Annotated in this window: 19 protein-coding genes; 8 read left to right on the forward strand and 11 right to left on the reverse strand. The window is 68.2% G+C overall.

Annotated elements, in window-relative coordinates; genetic code table 11:
* Positions 1 to 11: 11 nt before the first annotated feature.
* The 6 genes from H7J86_RS11070 to H7J86_RS11095 are packed head-to-tail and all read right to left on the reverse strand — an operon-like array spanning position 12 to position 4159.
* Entirely contained in the window at positions 12 to 413 is a 402-nt protein-coding gene (locus tag H7J86_RS11070) for a hypothetical protein (RefSeq protein ID WP_267290946.1), read from the reverse strand.
* A gap of 3 nt (positions 414 to 416) precedes the next feature.
* Positions 417 to 1625 carry an O-succinylhomoserine sulfhydrylase gene (locus H7J86_RS11075; protein WP_090358785.1) on the reverse strand — a complete coding sequence of 403 codons (1209 nt, stop codon included), beginning with the start codon at positions 1623 to 1625 and terminating at the stop codon, positions 417 to 419.
* A gap of 57 nt (positions 1626 to 1682) precedes the next feature.
* A complete protein-coding gene (locus H7J86_RS11080; RefSeq protein WP_267290948.1) occupies positions 1683 to 2102 on the reverse strand; it encodes a rhodanese-like domain-containing protein in 420 nt (139 codons plus the stop codon).
* A 43-nt stretch (positions 2103 to 2145) separates the two neighbouring features.
* The gene (locus H7J86_RS11085) at positions 2146 to 2583 is read right to left on the reverse strand and encodes an Rv0361 family membrane protein (protein ID WP_267290950.1); all 438 of its coding nucleotides are present in this window, start codon (positions 2581 to 2583) and stop codon (positions 2146 to 2148) included.
* Complete coding sequence (gene purT / locus H7J86_RS11090; protein WP_187098122.1) at positions 2580 to 3809, reverse strand: formate-dependent phosphoribosylglycinamide formyltransferase; 1230 nt, start codon at positions 3807 to 3809, stop codon at positions 2580 to 2582. The genes H7J86_RS11085 and purT overlap by 4 nt, the downstream gene beginning before the upstream one ends.
* Positions 3810 to 3832: 23 nt before the next feature.
* A complete protein-coding gene (locus H7J86_RS11095; protein ID WP_267292863.1) occupies positions 3833 to 4159 on the reverse strand; it encodes a UBP-type zinc finger domain-containing protein in 327 nt (108 codons plus the stop codon).
* 62 nt (positions 4160 to 4221) lie between these two features.
* Between H7J86_RS11095 and H7J86_RS11100 the strand changes: the two genes are divergently transcribed.
* The gene (locus tag H7J86_RS11100) at positions 4222 to 5817 is read left to right on the forward strand and encodes a Na+/H+ antiporter (RefSeq protein WP_187098121.1); all 1596 of its coding nucleotides are present in this window, start codon (positions 4222 to 4224) and stop codon (positions 5815 to 5817) included.
* Here the strand turns inward: H7J86_RS11100 and H7J86_RS11105 are convergent.
* Entirely contained in the window at positions 5804 to 6271 is a 468-nt protein-coding gene (locus tag H7J86_RS11105) for a MarR family winged helix-turn-helix transcriptional regulator (protein WP_090358773.1), read from the reverse strand. The two genes, H7J86_RS11100 and H7J86_RS11105, sit on opposite strands and share 14 nt — an antisense overlap.
* Positions 6272 to 6321: 50 nt before the next feature.
* Between H7J86_RS11105 and H7J86_RS11110 the strand changes: the two genes are divergently transcribed.
* The 6 genes from H7J86_RS11110 (at position 6322) to H7J86_RS33380 (ending at position 11904) form a co-directional block, all read left to right on the forward strand.
* Entirely contained in the window at positions 6322 to 8304 is a 1983-nt protein-coding gene (locus H7J86_RS11110) for an MMPL family transporter (protein ID WP_267290952.1), read from the forward strand.
* A 9-nt stretch (positions 8305 to 8313) separates the two neighbouring features.
* Positions 8314 to 9069, forward strand: coding sequence for a 5'-methylthioadenosine/adenosylhomocysteine nucleosidase (locus tag H7J86_RS11115; RefSeq protein ID WP_267290954.1), 756 nt, complete (start codon positions 8314 to 8316; stop codon positions 9067 to 9069).
* 56 nt (positions 9070 to 9125) lie between these two features.
* Complete coding sequence (locus tag H7J86_RS11120) at positions 9126 to 10379, forward strand: cytochrome P450 (RefSeq protein ID WP_267290956.1); 1254 nt, start codon at positions 9126 to 9128, stop codon at positions 10377 to 10379.
* Positions 10380 to 10386: 7 nt separating this feature from the next.
* Positions 10387 to 10578, forward strand: a complete 192-nt coding sequence (locus H7J86_RS11125; protein WP_267292865.1) for a ferredoxin — start codon at positions 10387 to 10389, stop codon at positions 10576 to 10578.
* Between the two features lie 39 nt (positions 10579 to 10617).
* On the forward strand, positions 10618 to 11436 hold the full coding sequence (locus tag H7J86_RS11130; protein WP_187098117.1) for an LLM class F420-dependent oxidoreductase: 819 nt from the start codon (positions 10618 to 10620) through the stop codon (positions 11434 to 11436).
* A 294-nt stretch (positions 11437 to 11730) separates the two neighbouring features.
* Complete coding sequence (locus tag H7J86_RS33380; protein WP_308204838.1) at positions 11731 to 11904, forward strand: DUF222 domain-containing protein; 174 nt, start codon at positions 11731 to 11733, stop codon at positions 11902 to 11904.
* Positions 11905 to 11913: 9 nt separating this feature from the next.
* On the opposite strand, the gene H7J86_RS11140 is transcribed toward H7J86_RS33380, so the two are convergent.
* The 4 genes from H7J86_RS11140 to H7J86_RS11155 all read right to left on the reverse strand — a co-directional run bounded on the left by H7J86_RS11140 (position 11914) and on the right by H7J86_RS11155 (position 15079).
* Positions 11914 to 12579, reverse strand: a complete 666-nt coding sequence (locus H7J86_RS11140) for a hypothetical protein (RefSeq protein ID WP_267290958.1) — start codon at positions 12577 to 12579, stop codon at positions 11914 to 11916.
* Between the two features lie 304 nt (positions 12580 to 12883).
* A complete protein-coding gene (locus H7J86_RS11145; protein ID WP_090358761.1) occupies positions 12884 to 13087 on the reverse strand; it encodes a cold-shock protein in 204 nt (67 codons plus the stop codon).
* A gap of 70 nt (positions 13088 to 13157) precedes the next feature.
* Complete coding sequence (locus H7J86_RS11150) at positions 13158 to 13787, reverse strand: PaaI family thioesterase (protein ID WP_267290960.1); 630 nt, start codon at positions 13785 to 13787, stop codon at positions 13158 to 13160.
* The gene (locus tag H7J86_RS11155) at positions 13784 to 15079 is read right to left on the reverse strand and encodes an adenylosuccinate synthase (RefSeq protein ID WP_090358757.1); all 1296 of its coding nucleotides are present in this window, start codon (positions 15077 to 15079) and stop codon (positions 13784 to 13786) included. The genes H7J86_RS11150 and H7J86_RS11155 overlap by 4 nt, the downstream gene beginning before the upstream one ends.
* Before the next feature lie 69 nt (positions 15080 to 15148).
* Here H7J86_RS11155 and H7J86_RS11160 point away from each other — a divergent pair, with 69 nt between their 5' ends.
* On the forward strand, positions 15149 to 15769 hold the full coding sequence (locus tag H7J86_RS11160) for a peptidase M50 (RefSeq protein ID WP_267290962.1): 621 nt from the start codon (positions 15149 to 15151) through the stop codon (positions 15767 to 15769).
* Positions 15770 to 15812 lie beyond the last annotated feature (43 nt).

A 15812-nucleotide genomic window follows, 5' to 3' on the forward strand; every position in this document is an offset into this window, starting at 1 on the left:
GGTTGCAGACCCTAGCCGAACTCCGGGACCGGGTCACCGTTCCGGTAATCCTCGATCACCTGCAGGTGCTCGAAGAGCTGGTCATGGGTGAACGGGTGCTGCGTCGTGGTGCCGACCAGTACCACCCGCACGATCGCGCCGTCCTCGGTGGCGTCCAGCCACAGTGACGTCACCGGCAGCCCGTCGGCGACCTGCGCCCCGGACTGCTCGAAGAACCAGACCGCATAGTCGTCGTTGGATTCTTCTTCGTCAAAGATCCAGCCGCGTAAGGTGATTCGCTCGTCGAACTCGGCGAGATCGGCCACCACCGCATCCTCGATGGCCGCCACCTGCTCGAAGGCCGCGGTGGAGATCCGGTGCGCGGCCTGACGCTTCTTTCGGCGGGCCTTCTTCGCTGCGTTGTCCCGTGACACCGCTCAGCCCAGCGCCCGGTCCAGGTCCGCGATCAGGTCCTCGGTCCCTTCCAGGCCGACCGAGATGCGCACCACCCCGTCACCCAGGCCGATGGCGGCCCGGCCCTCCGGACCCATCGCGCGGTGCGTGGTGGTGGCCGGGTGGGTGATCAGCGATTTGGCGTCGCCCAGGTTGTTGGAGATGTCGATCACCTGGAGTTTGTCGAGCACCTCGAAAGCGCGGTCCTTACCCCCATCAAGCTCGAAGGTGACCACGGTCCCGCCGCCGCGCATCTGCCGTTTGGCCAGGTCGAATTGCGGATGCGATTCCAGGAACGGGTATTTCACCCAGTTCACCCCGGCCTGGCCTTCCAGGAACTCGGCGATGCGCTGCGCGGACCGGTTCGAGTAGTCCACCCGCACGGCCAGCGTCTCAAGGCCTTTCAGCAGGGTCCAGGCGTTGAACGCACTGATCGCCGGTCCGGTGTGGCGCATCAGCTTCTGCACCGGCCCGTCGATGTACTCCTTGTCGCCCAGGATCGCACCGCCCAGCACCCGGCCCTGACCGTCGATGTGCTTGGTGCCCGAATACACCACCACGTCCGCACCCAGCGGCATGCCCTGCTGCAGCAACGGGGTGGCGAAGACGTTGTCCAGCACCACCTTTGCGCCGGCAGCGTGCGCCAGCTCGGAGACCGCGGCGATATCCACCAGCGACTGCATCGGGTTGGACGGGGTCTCGAAGAACACGGCCTGGGTGGGCTTGCTCAGGGCTTCCTCCCACTGCGAGAGGTCTTCGCCGTCGACGAACACCGTCTCGACACCCCAGCGCGGCAGGATCTCGTTGCACACCACGAAACAGGACCCGAACAGGCTGCGGGCAGCCACCAGCCGGTCCCCCGCACCCAGCAGCGCGCCGAGCGCGGTGAAGACCGCCGCCATCCCGGTGGCCGTGGCGAAGGCCGCCGGGGCGTCCTCGATGAGCCGCAGCCGCTCCTCGAACATCGAGATGGTGGGGTTGCCGTAGCGCGAGTACACGTACCGGTCGATCTCACCGGTGAACGCCTGCTCGGCACTTGCCGCCGACTCGTAGACATAGCCGGAGGTGAGGTAGAGGGCTTCCGCGGTCTCCTCGAAACCCGACCGCAGCAGCCCGCCACGGACACCGATGGTGGCCTGGCTGACGCCGTCGGGCAGGGCCGCCGGAATCCGCACCGATGGAACCTCACTCATGAACTGACCCTCGCTCTGTTGTGCACTCTGTTGCTACGTCTGTCGCTACGTCTGCCGCTACGTCTGTGTCCATGGCAGGCCGACCGCTTTCCAGCCGGTTGCGCCTCGGTGGCCGTTCTCGTCGAGATTGCCCTCGAATCCGTCGAGCACGTTGTACGACGGCGCGATACCGGCTTCGGTGGCGGCGATGGCCGCGCCGATGGACCGGTTACCGGACCGGCACAGGAAGATCACCGGGCGCTCGCCGGGCGTGACACCCGCCCCGGTCAGATCGTCGATGAAGCCGTCGTTGTGTGAGCCGTTGCTCTTGTTCCACTCGACGTAGACCACATCGCGCCGCAGCTCGGCCAGATCAGGCACACCCACGAACCGCCATTCCGCCTCAGTGCGACAGTCGACCAGGACGGCGCTGGGGTCGTCGGCGAGGAGCTTCCAGGCTTCCTGCGGCGTGATGTCTCCTGCGTAGGGTGTGGACACACCTCACACCGTAGTAGCGCGTGGTCCGCAGGGGTAACAAGGGTTAGCCCGGAGTCGCCGAGCAGATCTTCCACGACCCGTCCTCGCGGACGAGTACCAGATCGGCGCCGACCAAGGTGTCCGGTGCGTTGTTGAAGTGGTAGGTCGCCTTGGCGGTGGCGCGATCGCCGGTCACCACCACATTGCCGACGCCGTCCACATAGCGTTCTCCGCGGGTGGCCGCTGAATTACGTTGCCGGGCAAGGACGTCATCCTGCGTGCCCTGCTGTTCCTTGCAGGTGTACTTCACGAAATCCTGGTAGTCCTGCCGCTGCAGGGCGTCGTTCTGACCCGATACGGCAGTGCCGATCAGTTCGGGATCCCCGCCGTCGCTGTGGCGGTTCAGCACAAAAATCGCGGTGATCACAATGACGATGATGACGAGCGCGCCCAGGAAGGGGGCGGCGGTCGGGCGGTCCTGCTGGTCGTCCTGGTCGCTCACGACTGCCAGAGCTTACGCAGCACATGCGAGGTGCGCTGCGCACGGTCCCGGGCCACCGTCACATCGGGTGCGGTCGCCAGGGCGGCGCCCAGCCGGTACCGGCCGTCGGACTCGTCGAGCCGGTTGAACAGGCGGACATCGCTCTCGGCCACGGCCAGCGCTTCGGCCAGGACGGCGAGCACCTCCCCCGGGTCCGCGGGCTCGGTGGTCGTATCGGCGCCGCCGTAGGCCACCTCCGCCGCGCCGGGCGACACCATGATGGTGTCCACCGACAGGCCGAGCACCGCGCGGGCATGCAGTTCGAACTCGGACAACCGCTGGGTGCGCGCCGTCAGCAGGCCGGTGTCGTCCGGGCGGGGCCGCACCGTGGCGAAATACACCTCGTCACCGCGGACCAGCAGATCCACCCCGAAGACCCCGCGCCCGCCCAGCGAATTCACGATGCGGGCCGCGATCGACTTGGCGGCGTCCAGCGCGGCGGGCGACAACCGGTGCGGCTGCCAGGTGGACAGGGTGCCGTCCTCGGCGGTGCGGCGCCCGATCACCTCGCAGAAATGCACGGCTGGTCCGGTCGGCCCGGTGGTACGGACCGTCAGCAGCGTCACCTCGTCGTCCACGTCGACCACCGTCTCGGCCATCACCCGGTTGTGGGTGGTGTGCCCGGCGGCGACCGCGCGGTTCCAGGCCGGCTCGACGTCTTCGGCACGCAGCAGCACCGATACGCCGTCGCCGGGGGCGCCCTGCACCGGTGTCACGGTGAGCGGGAAACCGGCGTGCTCGGCGACGGTGGCCAATTCGGCGGCCGACCCGGCGAACCAGAACGGCGCGGTGGGCAAGCCGAGCTCATCGGCGGCCAGCCGGCGAAGACCCTCGCGGTCCAGGCTCAGGCGAGTGGCCTCGGGGGTCGGGAAGACCATCGGGGCGTGCTGCGCACCGTCGGCGACGACAGCCAGTGCGTCGGTGGCGACCACACCCGATTCGACCACCACGAAATGCGGCTGTTCCTTGGCGATCACCGCGGCCAGCGCGTCCCGATCGTTCATCTTGACCACCAGGGCACGGTCGGCGACCAGGTGTGCGGGCGCGTCCGCGTACCGATCCACCGCGACCACCGAGGCGCCCAGCCGCTGAAAAGCCAGCGCCAGTTCGCGACTCGTTTCACCCGAGCCGAGCAGCATCACGATGGGTGCCGGGCTGGGAACCGGGACGTTCTTCGCGTCAGTCATTGCCCACCCAGCCTGCCAGATCGTCAGCCCAACCGGATATCGATGTAGCACCAACGCCAGGATTCACCCGGTTCGGCCGAGCGCATCACGGCATGTCCGGTCTGGTGGAAATGCGCCGAGGCGTGCTGGAGCGGGCTGGAATCACAGCAGCCGACATGACCACAGGTCAGACACATACGCAGGTGTGCCCACGCGTGCTCGCCATCGGCTTCACATTCCTGGCAGCGTCCCGGGGTGACGGGCTCCGGCTCTACGATGCCCACCGCGGCCTGAAGATGCTCACACGAGCGGGAGGCAGTGGTTCCGGCGGCTGCAGGAGTGCCCGCCTCGCGCCGACGTGATCTCTTCAGCATATTGATCAAGGATACGGGCGGGCGAACACACGCACCGTCCGGCAAGGGGGGTTCGCGGTATGGAAGGCACACTGCTGGCGGTGCTGGCGGCGGCGGTGCTGCTGGCGGGTGTCAGCCGCCGCTTCGACGTGTCGGCTCCGCTGGCCCTGGTGGTGGCCGGGCTGGCGGCCAGCGCCATCCCGGGCTTCGGCTCCGTCGAGCTGGACCCCGAGCTGGTGCTCAACGTCATCCTGCCGCCGTTGTTGTGGTCGGCCGGTTTGGAGAGCAGCTACGTCACCATGCGCCAGCACATCCGGCCGATCGGCTTGCTGGCCGTGGGCCTGCCGCTGGCGACGACGCTGGCCGTCGGGTTCGTCGCGTTCCACACCGTGCCGGAGCTGACCGTCGCCGCGGCGCTGACCTTGGGAGCGATCGTGGCGCCGCCCGACGCGGTGTCGGCGACGGCGGTCGGCCGCCGGCTCGGGCTGCCCCGGCAGATCATGACGCTGCTCGGCGGGGAGAGCCTGCTCAACGACGCCACCGCCCTGACCGCCTACAAGGTGGCGCTGGCGGCGGCGATCGGAGCGTCGGCGACCTGGGGCTCGGGGCTGGCCACATTCGGGCTGGCGGTGGCCGGCGGACTCGTGGTCGGCCTGGCCGTGGGCTGGGTGATCGCGTTCATCCGGCACCGGCTGGACGACCCGCTGGTGGAGAGCGCCATCGGGCTCATCGCCCCGTTTGTCATCTACCTGCTGGCCGAGGAGATCCACGGCTCCGGTGTGCTCGCGGTCGTGGTCGCCGCCCTCATCCTCGGGCAGCGCTCGACGGAGGCCGGTTACGCCACCCGGTTGCAGGACGACGCCGTGTGGAAGGCGTTGCAGCTCATCCTGGAATCATTCGCCTTCCTGCTGATCGGGCTGCAACTGCCCGAGGTGGTGCACGAGCTCACCGGCATCTCGTTCGTCAGGATCGCCGTGTCCTCGGTCTCGGTGCTGGCGACGGTGATCGCGGTGCGCATCGTCTGGGTGTTCGTGTTCGCCTACACGCCGCGTCTGCTGATCAAGCGGGTCCGCGAGAACGAGCCGCGCCCCGGCGCCGCCGAGGTGTTCGTCCTGGCCTGGGCCGGGATGCGCGGCGTGGTGTCCCTGGCCGCGGCGTTCGGTGTGCCACTCACGACGCTCAGCGGGGACCCGTTCCCGGGCCGCCCACAACTGGTGTTCCTCACCTTCGTGGTGGTGGTCGGCACCCTGCTGCTGCACGGCCTGACCCTGCCCTGGGTGATCCGGCACTTCTGCGTGCGCGGTGACGACGAACAGCAGGACGCCCTCGCCGAGGCCGCTGCGCAGGACAAGGCGGCCAGGGCGGCCGCCGAGCGGCTCGACGAGCTCCTCGAAGAGCAGCGCGCCGGCGGTAACGCCATGCGCGACGGTGCCGCAGCGGTCCTGCACAAATGGAACACCGCCCGGCGCAACTCGGCCTGGGAACGACTGGGACGCAGCGAGGAAGAGCTCGGCGAGAGCCCGGCTTCGGCGTTCCGCCGGCTGCGGCTGGAGATGCTGGCCGCCGAACGCGCGACGTTCATCGCCGAACGCGACGCCGGGAACATCGACGATGAGGTGCTGCGCTCGGTGTTGCGCGGCCTGGACCTGGAAGAGGCGACGCTCAACCGCCGCTGAACTCCTGCATGGCGCCGACGAGCGCGGTGAGCACCCGATGAGCCGCCTCCAGGTCCGCGTCGGGCAGGTCGGCCAGGGCACGTGAGTTGAGCTGGGCCAGCGGGGCGAAGAATTTCCGCCCGACGGTCAGGCCGTGGTCGTCGTGGCGCAGGATCACCTTTCGCCGGTCGGCGGGATCGATATCGCGGCGCAGGTGCCCGGAGGCGATCATCCGCTCCACCAGGTAGGTGATGGCCGCACCCGAGGTCCCGAGCAGCTTGCGCAGATCCCCGGCGGTCAGCGGGGTTCCCGCGGATTCGGCCACCATGATGTGCAGCAGCGCCCGAAAGTCATTGGCGCCCAGGTCGTGCTGGCTCGCGAAGGAGCGGCCGATCTGTTCAGACTCGGCCGTCAGTGCCCGCGCGTCCGCCGCGATCTGGGCTTCCAGGTCGGCGCGGTGGCGCTGCGGTGGCATGCGCGGATCATACAGTTGATTAATAGTTAAGTATCTGAAATATTCTCGATATGTCTGCTCGTCTCTCCTGGGTCCTGGCCCTGATCGTCGTGGTCACCTCCGGCGCCCTGATGGCACTGCTCGGTGCGGGCGATTCCGCATCGCAGTCACCCGTGTCCGTCCCGGCCGCCGCCGAATCGGCCCGCGCCGACGCACTGCGGGCCGACTTCCCGGGCGGTGATCGCGTTCCGGCGATCATCGTGGTGACGCGCACGGACGGGGCTGTGCTGTCGGCGGCCGATATCACCGCGGCCGGCACCGGGGCCCGCGTCTCCGAGGACGGCAAGGCTGCCGTGGTGGTCGCGCCGCTGCCTGCGGACTTGTCCGGCTTCGCACTCAACGACGCGGTGCGCGACCTGCGCGCCGACACCGCCAAGCGCCTGCCGCCAGGTGTGCAGGCACAGGTCACCGGCGGCCCCGCGTTCGGCGCCGATATCGCCAATTCCTTTGCCGGAGCCAACATCACGCTCCTGGCCGTGACCGCGACGGTGGTGGCGCTGCTGCTCATCATCACCTACCGCTCGCCGGTGCTGTGGCTGGTACCGCTGCTGGTCATCGCCTTCGCCGACCGGGTGGGCAGCGTCGTGGGGTCGGCGGTGGCCTCGGGCGTGGGGCTCAGCCCGGACGGATCCACCGGCGGTATCACCAGCGTGCTGGTCTTCGGCGCGGGCACCAACTATGCGCTGCTGCTGATCTCGCGCTATCGCGAGGAACTGCACGTACGCGAAGACCACCGCGACGCGCTGCGCGTGGCACTGCGCGCCGCGGCCCCGGCCATCCTGGCCAGTAACGCCACCGTGGTACTGGCCCTGCTGACCTTGCTGTTCGCCTCGGCGCCGAGCAACCGCAGCCTCGGGGTGCAATCCGCCTCCGGCTTGGTGGTTGCAGCCGTCTCCGTGCTGCTGGTGCTGCCCCCACTGCTGGGGTTGTGCGGCCGCAAGCTGTTCTGGCCGTTCGTCCCGACGACCGGGTCGCACGCCAAACCGCTTACCGAGAGCGGTATCTGGCACCGTATCGCCGCCGGGGTGGCCCGCCGACCGGCCGTGGTCGCGACGGTGGCCCTGGCCGGCCTGGCCGCCCTGTGCGCCGGGCTGTTCACCACCCCGGTCGGGTTGTCCCAGACCCAACAGTTCCGGGTGCAGGCCGAATCGGTGGCCGGGTACGACACCCTGGCCGCGCATTTCCCCGGTGGGCTGACCGATCCCACCCGCGTCATCGGCCCCAGCGCCTCGGCCGACGCGATCCAGCGCGCCATCGCGGGCACCCCGGGCGTGACATCGGTCCTCCCTGCGGGACAGTCGGATACGGGGCTGACGCAATGGTCGGTGGTGCTCGACGCCGCGCCCGCCTCCTCGAAGGCGTTCACCATCGTTGACGCCCTTCGTGATTCGGTGCACCGCGTGGACGGCGCCGCGGTGGTGGGCGGCTCGGATGCCCAGGCCCGCGATACCGCCGCGGCGGCCCAGCGCGACCGGCTGGTGGTGATACCGGCGATCCTGGCCGTGGTGCTGGCGGTGCTGTTCGTGCTGCTGCGCTCGATGCTGGCGCCGGTGCTCCTGGTGGCGGTGACGGTGCTCAGTGCGTTGGCGGCACTGGGCCTCGGCGGCTGGGCCAGCGTGCACCTGTTCGGATTCCCCGCGCTGGACAACGGAACCCCGCTGTTCGCCTTCCTGTTCCTGGTGGCGCTGGGCGTGGACTACACCATCTTCCTGGTCACCCGCGCACGCGAGGAGACCCCCGCGTTCGGCAACCGGCAGGGCATCGTGCGGGCGGTGTCGGCGACCGGCGCCGTGATCACCAGCGCGGGCATCGTGCTGGCCGCGGTGTTCTGCGTGCTCGGGGTCCTGCCGCTGATCGTGCTGACCCAGCTGGGCATCATCGTCGGCCTGGGCATCCTGCTGGACACGTTCGTCGTGCGCACCGTCATCATCCCGGCGCTGTTCACCCTGATCGGGCCGCGCATCTGGTGGCCGGGACTGCGGGCCGACCGATAGCGTGGCGGTATGACGATTGGCGTGTTGTGCGCGATCCCGGACGAGCTGGCCAGTTTCGCCGAACTCATGGGGGACGTCGTGCACACCGAGGTGGCGCAGTGGACGTTCGCCGCCGGATCCATCGACGGGTATCGCGTGGTGGCCGCCGAATCCGGGATGGGCAAGGTGAACGCCGCGACCGCGGCGACACTGTTGATCAGCAGGTTCGGCTGTGACGCCGTCATCTTCACCGGTGTCGCGGGCGGTCTCAGCCCTGAACTGGCCATCGGCGATATCGTCGTCGCCGAGAAGATCGTGGCCATGGACTCCGGAATCATTGAAGATGAACAGCTTTCGCTGTATCAACCCGGGCACGTGCGGTTCTTCAACCCGACCGACGAACTCGGTTTCAGCGTGGACGAGCACCTGCTGGGCCGGGTGCAGCGCAAACTGTCCTCGGTTCTGCTGCCGTTTCTCGACGCCGAGGCGGGCGGACAGGACCGTGCTCCGCTGATCACGTTCGGCACCATCGTGTCCGGCGATGCCTACCTGCACTGCGACGCCACCCGGATGCGCCTGCACCAGGAACTGGGCGGATCGGCCATCGAGATGGAAGGCGCCGCGGTGGCCCAGGTCTGCGCCGCGTTCGGCGTGCCCTGGCTGGTGATACGCGCCCTGTCCGACCTCGCCGGGCACGACCCCGATATCGACTTCACCCTGTACACCACCCAGGTTGCCCACGCCGCGGTGCACATCGTGCACTCACTGCTGCCGATCCTCGCCTGACGGTCGTCGTCAACGCGCTGATCAAGGACTTTGCGTTCGGCGGGTAACGTCTGGTCATGACCCTCACCGAGGAGCCGAGACCGCCGGTGCACATGCGGCGCAACGGCTTCGACCCGACACCAGAACTGGCCGCCCTCCGGGATTCGGCGGGCGTGCAGTCCGTCACCGGCCCGCTGGGCAACCGGGCCTATCTGATCACCCGGCACGACGACGTCAAGGCCGTCCTCGCTGATCACGAGCACTTCTCCAACAGCCGACCGCCGGGTTTCGCCCTGCCCGGAGCACCGGAGGTCTCGGCGGAGGAGCAGGCCAGCGCGCGGGCGGGCAATCTGCTGGCGCAGGATCCGCCGGAGCATCAACGGCTGCGCCGGTTCCTCACCCCGGAGTTCACCATCCGCCGGATGAAGCGGCTGGAGCCGCGGATCACCGAGATCGTCGACCAGCGGTTGGACGCGATGGCCGCGGCGGCGCCAGTCGGGGGCGAGCGAAGCGACGGGGGATCGAGCACAGATCTGATCTCCGAATTCGCGCTGCCCATACCGTCGCTGGTGATCTGCGAGCTGCTCGGCGTGCCGTACGAGGACCGCGCCGACTTCCAGGAACGCTCGGGCCGCCAGCTCGATCTGTCCCTGCCGATCGCGCAGCGGATGACGTTGCAGCGCGAAAGCCGCGATTACATGCGGGGGCTGGTGCTCACCGCCCGGCGCGCTCCCGGCGAGGACATCCTCGGCATGCTGATCCGCGAGCACGGCACCGAACTGACCGACGACGAACTGGTCGGCATCGCCGGTCTGCTGTTGCTGGCCGGCCACGAGACCACGTCGAACATGCTGGGGCTGGGCACGCTGGCGTTGCTGCGCCATCCCGACCAACTGGCATTGATCCGCGACGATCCCGACGCCGTCGCACCCGCCATCGAGGAACTGCTGCGCTGGCTGTCGGTGGTACAGCACGCGATTCCGCGGTTCACCACCGCCGATGTCGAGATCGCCGGGACGGTGATTCCGGCGGGCAACCTGGTGTTCGCCTCGCTGCCGTCGGGCAATCGGGACCCCGCGTTCGTCGCCGACCCCGATGTTCTCGACGTGCGCCGCGGCGCGCCGGGGCACCTCGCTTTCGGCCACGGCGTGCACCACTGCCTGGGTGCGCCGCTGGCCCGGATGGAGATGCGTATCGCGTTCCCGGCGTTGTTCCGCCGGTTTCCCGGACTGGAGCTGGCCGAGGATTTCGCCGATGTCGAATTCCGGTCGTTCCACTTCATCTACGGACTACGTTCGTTGGCAGTGACGTGGAGGGATGAGAAGGGGTGAGCTGACCATGCATATCGATGCCGACCGCGACGCGTGTATCGCCGCGGGCAACTGCGTGATGGTGGCCGAGGCCGTGTTCGACCAGGACGAGGACGGCATCGTGGTGCTGCTCGACGACGAGGTGCCCGCCGGCGAGGAGGACCACGCCCGCGAGGCCGTCAAGCTCTGCCCGGCCAGCGCACTGCGCGAAGTCCCCTAGCCGTGGAATAAATCTCCGTGAGCCCTGCTTGTCGGGTTCATGGCCTATCCCGTGCGCGTTGCAGTCCAGATACAGCCCGCCGACACCCCTGACTACGCCACCTGGCGGCAAGCCGTCCTACATGCCGAGGAGATCGGGGTGGACGTCATCTTCGGCTACGACCATTTCCACGCGCCGTTCATCGAGTCCATCGCCGATGCCAAGCCGGTGCTGGCCGAAGTCCAGCCCGACGTGAACAACTTCGAGGGCTGGACCGCCCTGGCGTCGTGGGGCGAGATCACCACACGCGCCGAACTCGGTCTTCTGGTGGCGGGGATCGGCTACCGCAACCCGGATCTGCTGGCGGATATGGCGCGCACCGTCGACCACATCAGTGGCGGACGATCGATTCTCGGCGTCGGCGCAGGGTGGTACGAGAAGGATTACACCACTTATGGTTTCGACTACGGCACGGTGAAGTCTCGCGCCGACCTGTTCGATGAGGGACTGCTGCGGATCGAGCGTCGATTCGAGTTGCTACAGCCCGCACCGCTGCGCAAGATCCCGATCCTGATCGGCGGCTCCGGCCCCAAGCGCACCCTGCCTGCCGTCGCCCGGCACGCCGACATCTGGCACACCTTCCTGCCGCTGGATTCCTACCGCGAGGCCAGCGCCCGGGTCGCCGAGTTGGCCGCCGGCTTCGGCCGCGCGGACACCGATATCGAACGCTCCACGCTGTGGACGGACCCCAAGTCCGCGGACGCATACCTTTCCGCTGGAGCGTCGTTGTTCCACACCGAGATTCGCGCATCCGAGGGCAAGTTCGACTTCAGCACCGTCGAGAAACTGGTGGACTGGCGGGATACGAAACGCGGATAGCCCAGAACCGAATCCTGGTGCAGGCGTGGGGTTGTGGATAAGTTCGGGCCTGTGGATAACTTCCGTGCCGTGTCGGCGGGTCGTTGTAGTGTGAACGTATGTTCGACTTGGGTGGTGCGGCGGCGCTGATCGAGGCGTTGCGCACCGCGACCCGGGCCGAAGCGGCGGCCGCGGCGCAGCGGTGGGCGCTCATCGCCGCCCTGGTCGACTGGCACTGCAAGGACGAAGACGAAGCGCAGGCTTCTGCGGCGTTGGATGGGTGGGAGTACGCCGCCGCGGAAATATCGGCGGCAGATGCGCATCGCGCTCGCGTTGCGGGACCGGCTCCCGAAAGTGGGGGCGCTACTGGAGCACGGGGAGATTTCGGCCAAAACCGCGGCCGCGATCACCTGGCGCACCCGGCTGGTCACCGAACGCCGCCTCAACCAACAAACCCTCCACGAGAACGCGAAACCACCACCGTTCTGAGAGAACTCGTCACTCGATGGCGTCGGGCAGGGGGATCACCCCGGAGCGCCCGAGCAGCATGACGCTGACCAACAGCACCCACACCGGGAAGACGAGCATCAGCCAGACGGACGTATCGGCGGCCACCAGAACGACCACCGCCGTGACGTAGGTGGTCCACACCAGCCAGTGCGGCATCACACCCGATTTGAGCCAGATCGTCGCCAACGAGATCATGAACACCGCGGCCATCCGCAGTGCGTAGGTCTTTCCGAGCGCGGTCAGCGCCATCGTGGCGAAGGCCACCACTTCGGCGCGCGCACCCGGATCTGTCACATCAGTACTGCTGTGCGCCAAGCCGATTCCCACCGAGGTGGTGGCGAACACCATCGCCAGGAACAGCAGGCCCGCGCCCAGGAACACCGTGGAGAAGAACTTGTCCTCCACACCGGCGAACCCGTCACGCACCACGCCGATGAACCAGAGGAACGCGATCCCGGCGAACGGCATCAGGGCCGCCGCCGTTTTGAGGTGACCACTGCCCGCCACGGTCCACTGGCTGCCGTGCGCACCGCCTTCGGGCACGGTGGTCCACAACAGCACCAATGAGGCGGTGAACAGCACGGAGAACAGCACGCCCGCGACGGCCGCAGCCCGCGGGGTGGTCAGGTGGTGAAATTGAAGTGGCGTGCTCACCGCGTCATGTTCGCATCCCGCGGTGGGCGCTGCGGGCGAATCTACTTCTGCCGCAGACTCGCGAAATGCCGGGCGATGCCGTGGTGGCCGCAATGGCGGGTCCCGGCGACGGGCGCGGCGGTGCAGCCCGGGCTTCGGCACGCGCGATTCATATGAATCAAATTCAAGTAAGTCATCGATTTCCAGTCTTCACAATTCCATCGGCGGATACGCGTCGGTGGCGTGAATCGTCGATGACCATCAGGCAAGCGAGAAGGGCCGGCGCGGTCTCACCGCGCCGGCCCTCAGAAGCTCTGATTCTCGCTCAGATGAGCGAGACGCCTACCGCCTGCGGGCCTTTCGCGCCCTGCTCGACCTCGAACTGAACGCGAGCGTTCTCCTCGAGCGAGCGGTAACCGTTTCCGGTGATCTCGGAGTAGTGAACGAAAACGTCGGCAGCCCCACCATCGGGAGCGATGAAGCCGAAGCCTTTTTCACTGTTGAACCATTTCACAGTGCCCTGTGCCATTGAACTTACTTCCCTCATTTACAAGCGCGTCAACCAAAATGCGCGCAACTGACGGTAGCACGTCTGCGGGCTAAGGTTGACCCGGCAGCAGCCTGATCATCAAACCGTTGCTCTCGGCGAGCACATTTTCCGCCCCGTCGAGCAGTTGGGCTTCGACGAATGCCTTGCGTCCTTCGGCCTCGGTGACCCGTCCGCGGGCGATCAGCGGGGTGTCGATCGGAGTCACCTTGCGGTACTCGACGTGCAGGTAGGCGGTCCGGCTGATCGGCCGGCCGGCCGCGTGGATCACCATGCCGAACACCGAATCGAACAGCAGCGGCAGCACGCCGCCGTGCACCGCGTAGTTCCCGCCGACGTGATAGCGGCTGAACTGCACCTCCAGTTCGACACCGTCGGGATCGAACTTGGTGACCCGCCACGGCGGCATCAGCAGACTGCCCGCACCGGGCAGACTCGGCATCCGGCTGGCCGGGCCGACACCCTCCTCGGCCTGATACGGCTCCAGCAGCGCGACGAGTGCCTCCACACGGTCCGCTGCCTCGTCCCAGGTGGCACTGTCGGGGTCCGCCGAGACCGCGAGGTCCTGAGCCCGGCGCATCGCGGTGAGGAACCGCGCGAAGCCGGGCCCCGGGTCGGCAGGGGTGAAAACCGGGAAGCCGCCGTGCTGTTCGAAAACCGACTCCGGCCGGTCCGCTGTCACCTTGCGCCAAGCACGTCGCGGCGCACGATCGTCTGTTCCCGGCCCGGGCCGACGCCGATGCACGACACGTGCGCCCCGGCCAGCTCCTCCAGCCGCAGCACATAGTCACGCGCCTTGGCGGGCAGCTCGTCGAACTCGCGCGCGGTGGAGATGTCCTCCCACCAGCCGGGCAGTTCCTCGTAGATCGGCTCGGCGCGGGCGATATCGGCCTGCGTCATCGGCATCTCGTCGGTGCGCTTACCGTCGACGGTGTAGCCCACGCACACCGGCACCGTCTCCAGGCTGGAGAGCACGTCGAGCTTGGTCAGGAAGTAGTCGGTGATGCCGTTGACCCGCGTCGCGTACCGGGCGATGACGGCGTCGAACCAGCCACAACGACGCGGCCGGCCGGTGGTCACCCCGACCTCGCCGCCCGTCTTGGCCAGGTAGGCGCCATGCTCGTCGAACAGTTCGGTGGGGAACGGGCCCGAGCCCACCCGGGTGGTGTAGGCCTTCAGGATGCCGAGCACCGTGGTGATGCGGGTCGGCCCGATACCGGAGCCCACCGCCGCGCCGCCGGCGGTCGGGTTGGACGACGTCACGAACGGATACGTGCCGTGGTCGACGTCGAGCAGCGTGCCCTGCGAGCCCTCGAGCAGCACGGTCTCGCCGGCCTCCAGCGCCTGGTTGAGCAGCAGCCGGGCGTCGGCGATCCGGTGCTTGAAACCCTCGGCCTGCTCCAACAGGTTCTCCACCACTTCGGCCGGGTCCAGCGCCTTGCGGTTGTAGATCTTGACCAGCACCTGGTTCTTGAAGTCCAGGGCGGCCTCGATCTTGTTGGACAGCTGTTCCTCATCGAGCACATCGGCCACCCGGATGCCGATGCGGGCGATCTTGTCCTGATAGCAGGGACCGATCCCGCGGCCGGTGGTGCCGATCTTCTTGCTGCCCATGTAGCGCTCGGTCACCTTGTCGATGGCGACGTGATACGGCATGAGCAGGTGGGCGTCGGCAGAGATCAGCAGGCCGGACGTGTCGACACCGCGCTCCTCCAGCCCCGATAGCTCCTTGAGCAGCACCCCGGGGTCCACCACGACACCGTTGCCGATGACGTTGGTGACACCTGGGGTGAGGATGCCCGAGGGGATGAGGTGCAACGCGAAGTTCTCGCCCGTGGGCAGCACCACGGTGTGACCCGCGTTGTTACCGCCCTGATAGCGCACAACCCATTGCACGCGTCCACCGAGTAGATCGGTGGCCTTACCTTTGCCCTCGTCACCCCACTGGGCCCCGATGAGCACGATTGCCGGCATGGCATTTCTCCCGCTTAAAGTGATGCAGCCGGTGACCCACCATATCCGAGCGGAGCCACAGGAGCGGCGTTGACCACCACAGACAGCGGCCAAGAGATCAGCGTGCTGCTCTTCGGTGACCGTCGCATCCCCCGCACATTGGCCGACTGTCCTGCGGTGATGATCGTAGAGCCGGCCGATGTCGACGCGTCATTCACGGCGGGCCGACTTGCCGTGGCGGGCTCGGATGCCGACGTCGCGACGGTGCTGAGCAGGCTGCTGCGGGCCGATCGACTCGATATCGAGGTCGCCGTGGTGCCGCCGTTCCGGTCCGGTCGGCGGGCCCGCACCGGGCGGGCCCGCCGGGTCCCGCTGATCCGGGACGAGACCGGCGCGGTTCTCGTCGGCGCCGGGTATTGGCTGCCGCCGGACGACTCCGCCCGACAGATCGAGGGCGAGGCGGTCGTGGACGACACCGTGCTCTTCGACGGCACGGCCACCGCCGTCCGGATCGAGCCCACCGACGCGCCACCAGGACTACGGGCCAGCGTGCTCAGCCCGCGCATGCGGGCCCGCCGCTGGGTCGCCGGTCGCGCGGTGCAGCTGGGCACCACCGGAGCCGTGGTGGTGCGCGACGGGGTCCAGGCGCCTCGCCCGGTCCGACGGTCGACGTTCTACCGGCACACGCAGGGCTGGCTACGGGTGGACTGACGCGAGCGCAGCGCGGACAGGAACCGGGCCGGTAGCTTTCGTG

Origin of the sequence: Mycobacterium hackensackense (assembly GCF_025822555.1) — a bacterium.
In the GTDB taxonomy this organism is placed as follows: domain Bacteria; phylum Actinomycetota; class Actinomycetes; order Mycobacteriales; family Mycobacteriaceae; genus Mycobacterium; species Mycobacterium fluoranthenivorans.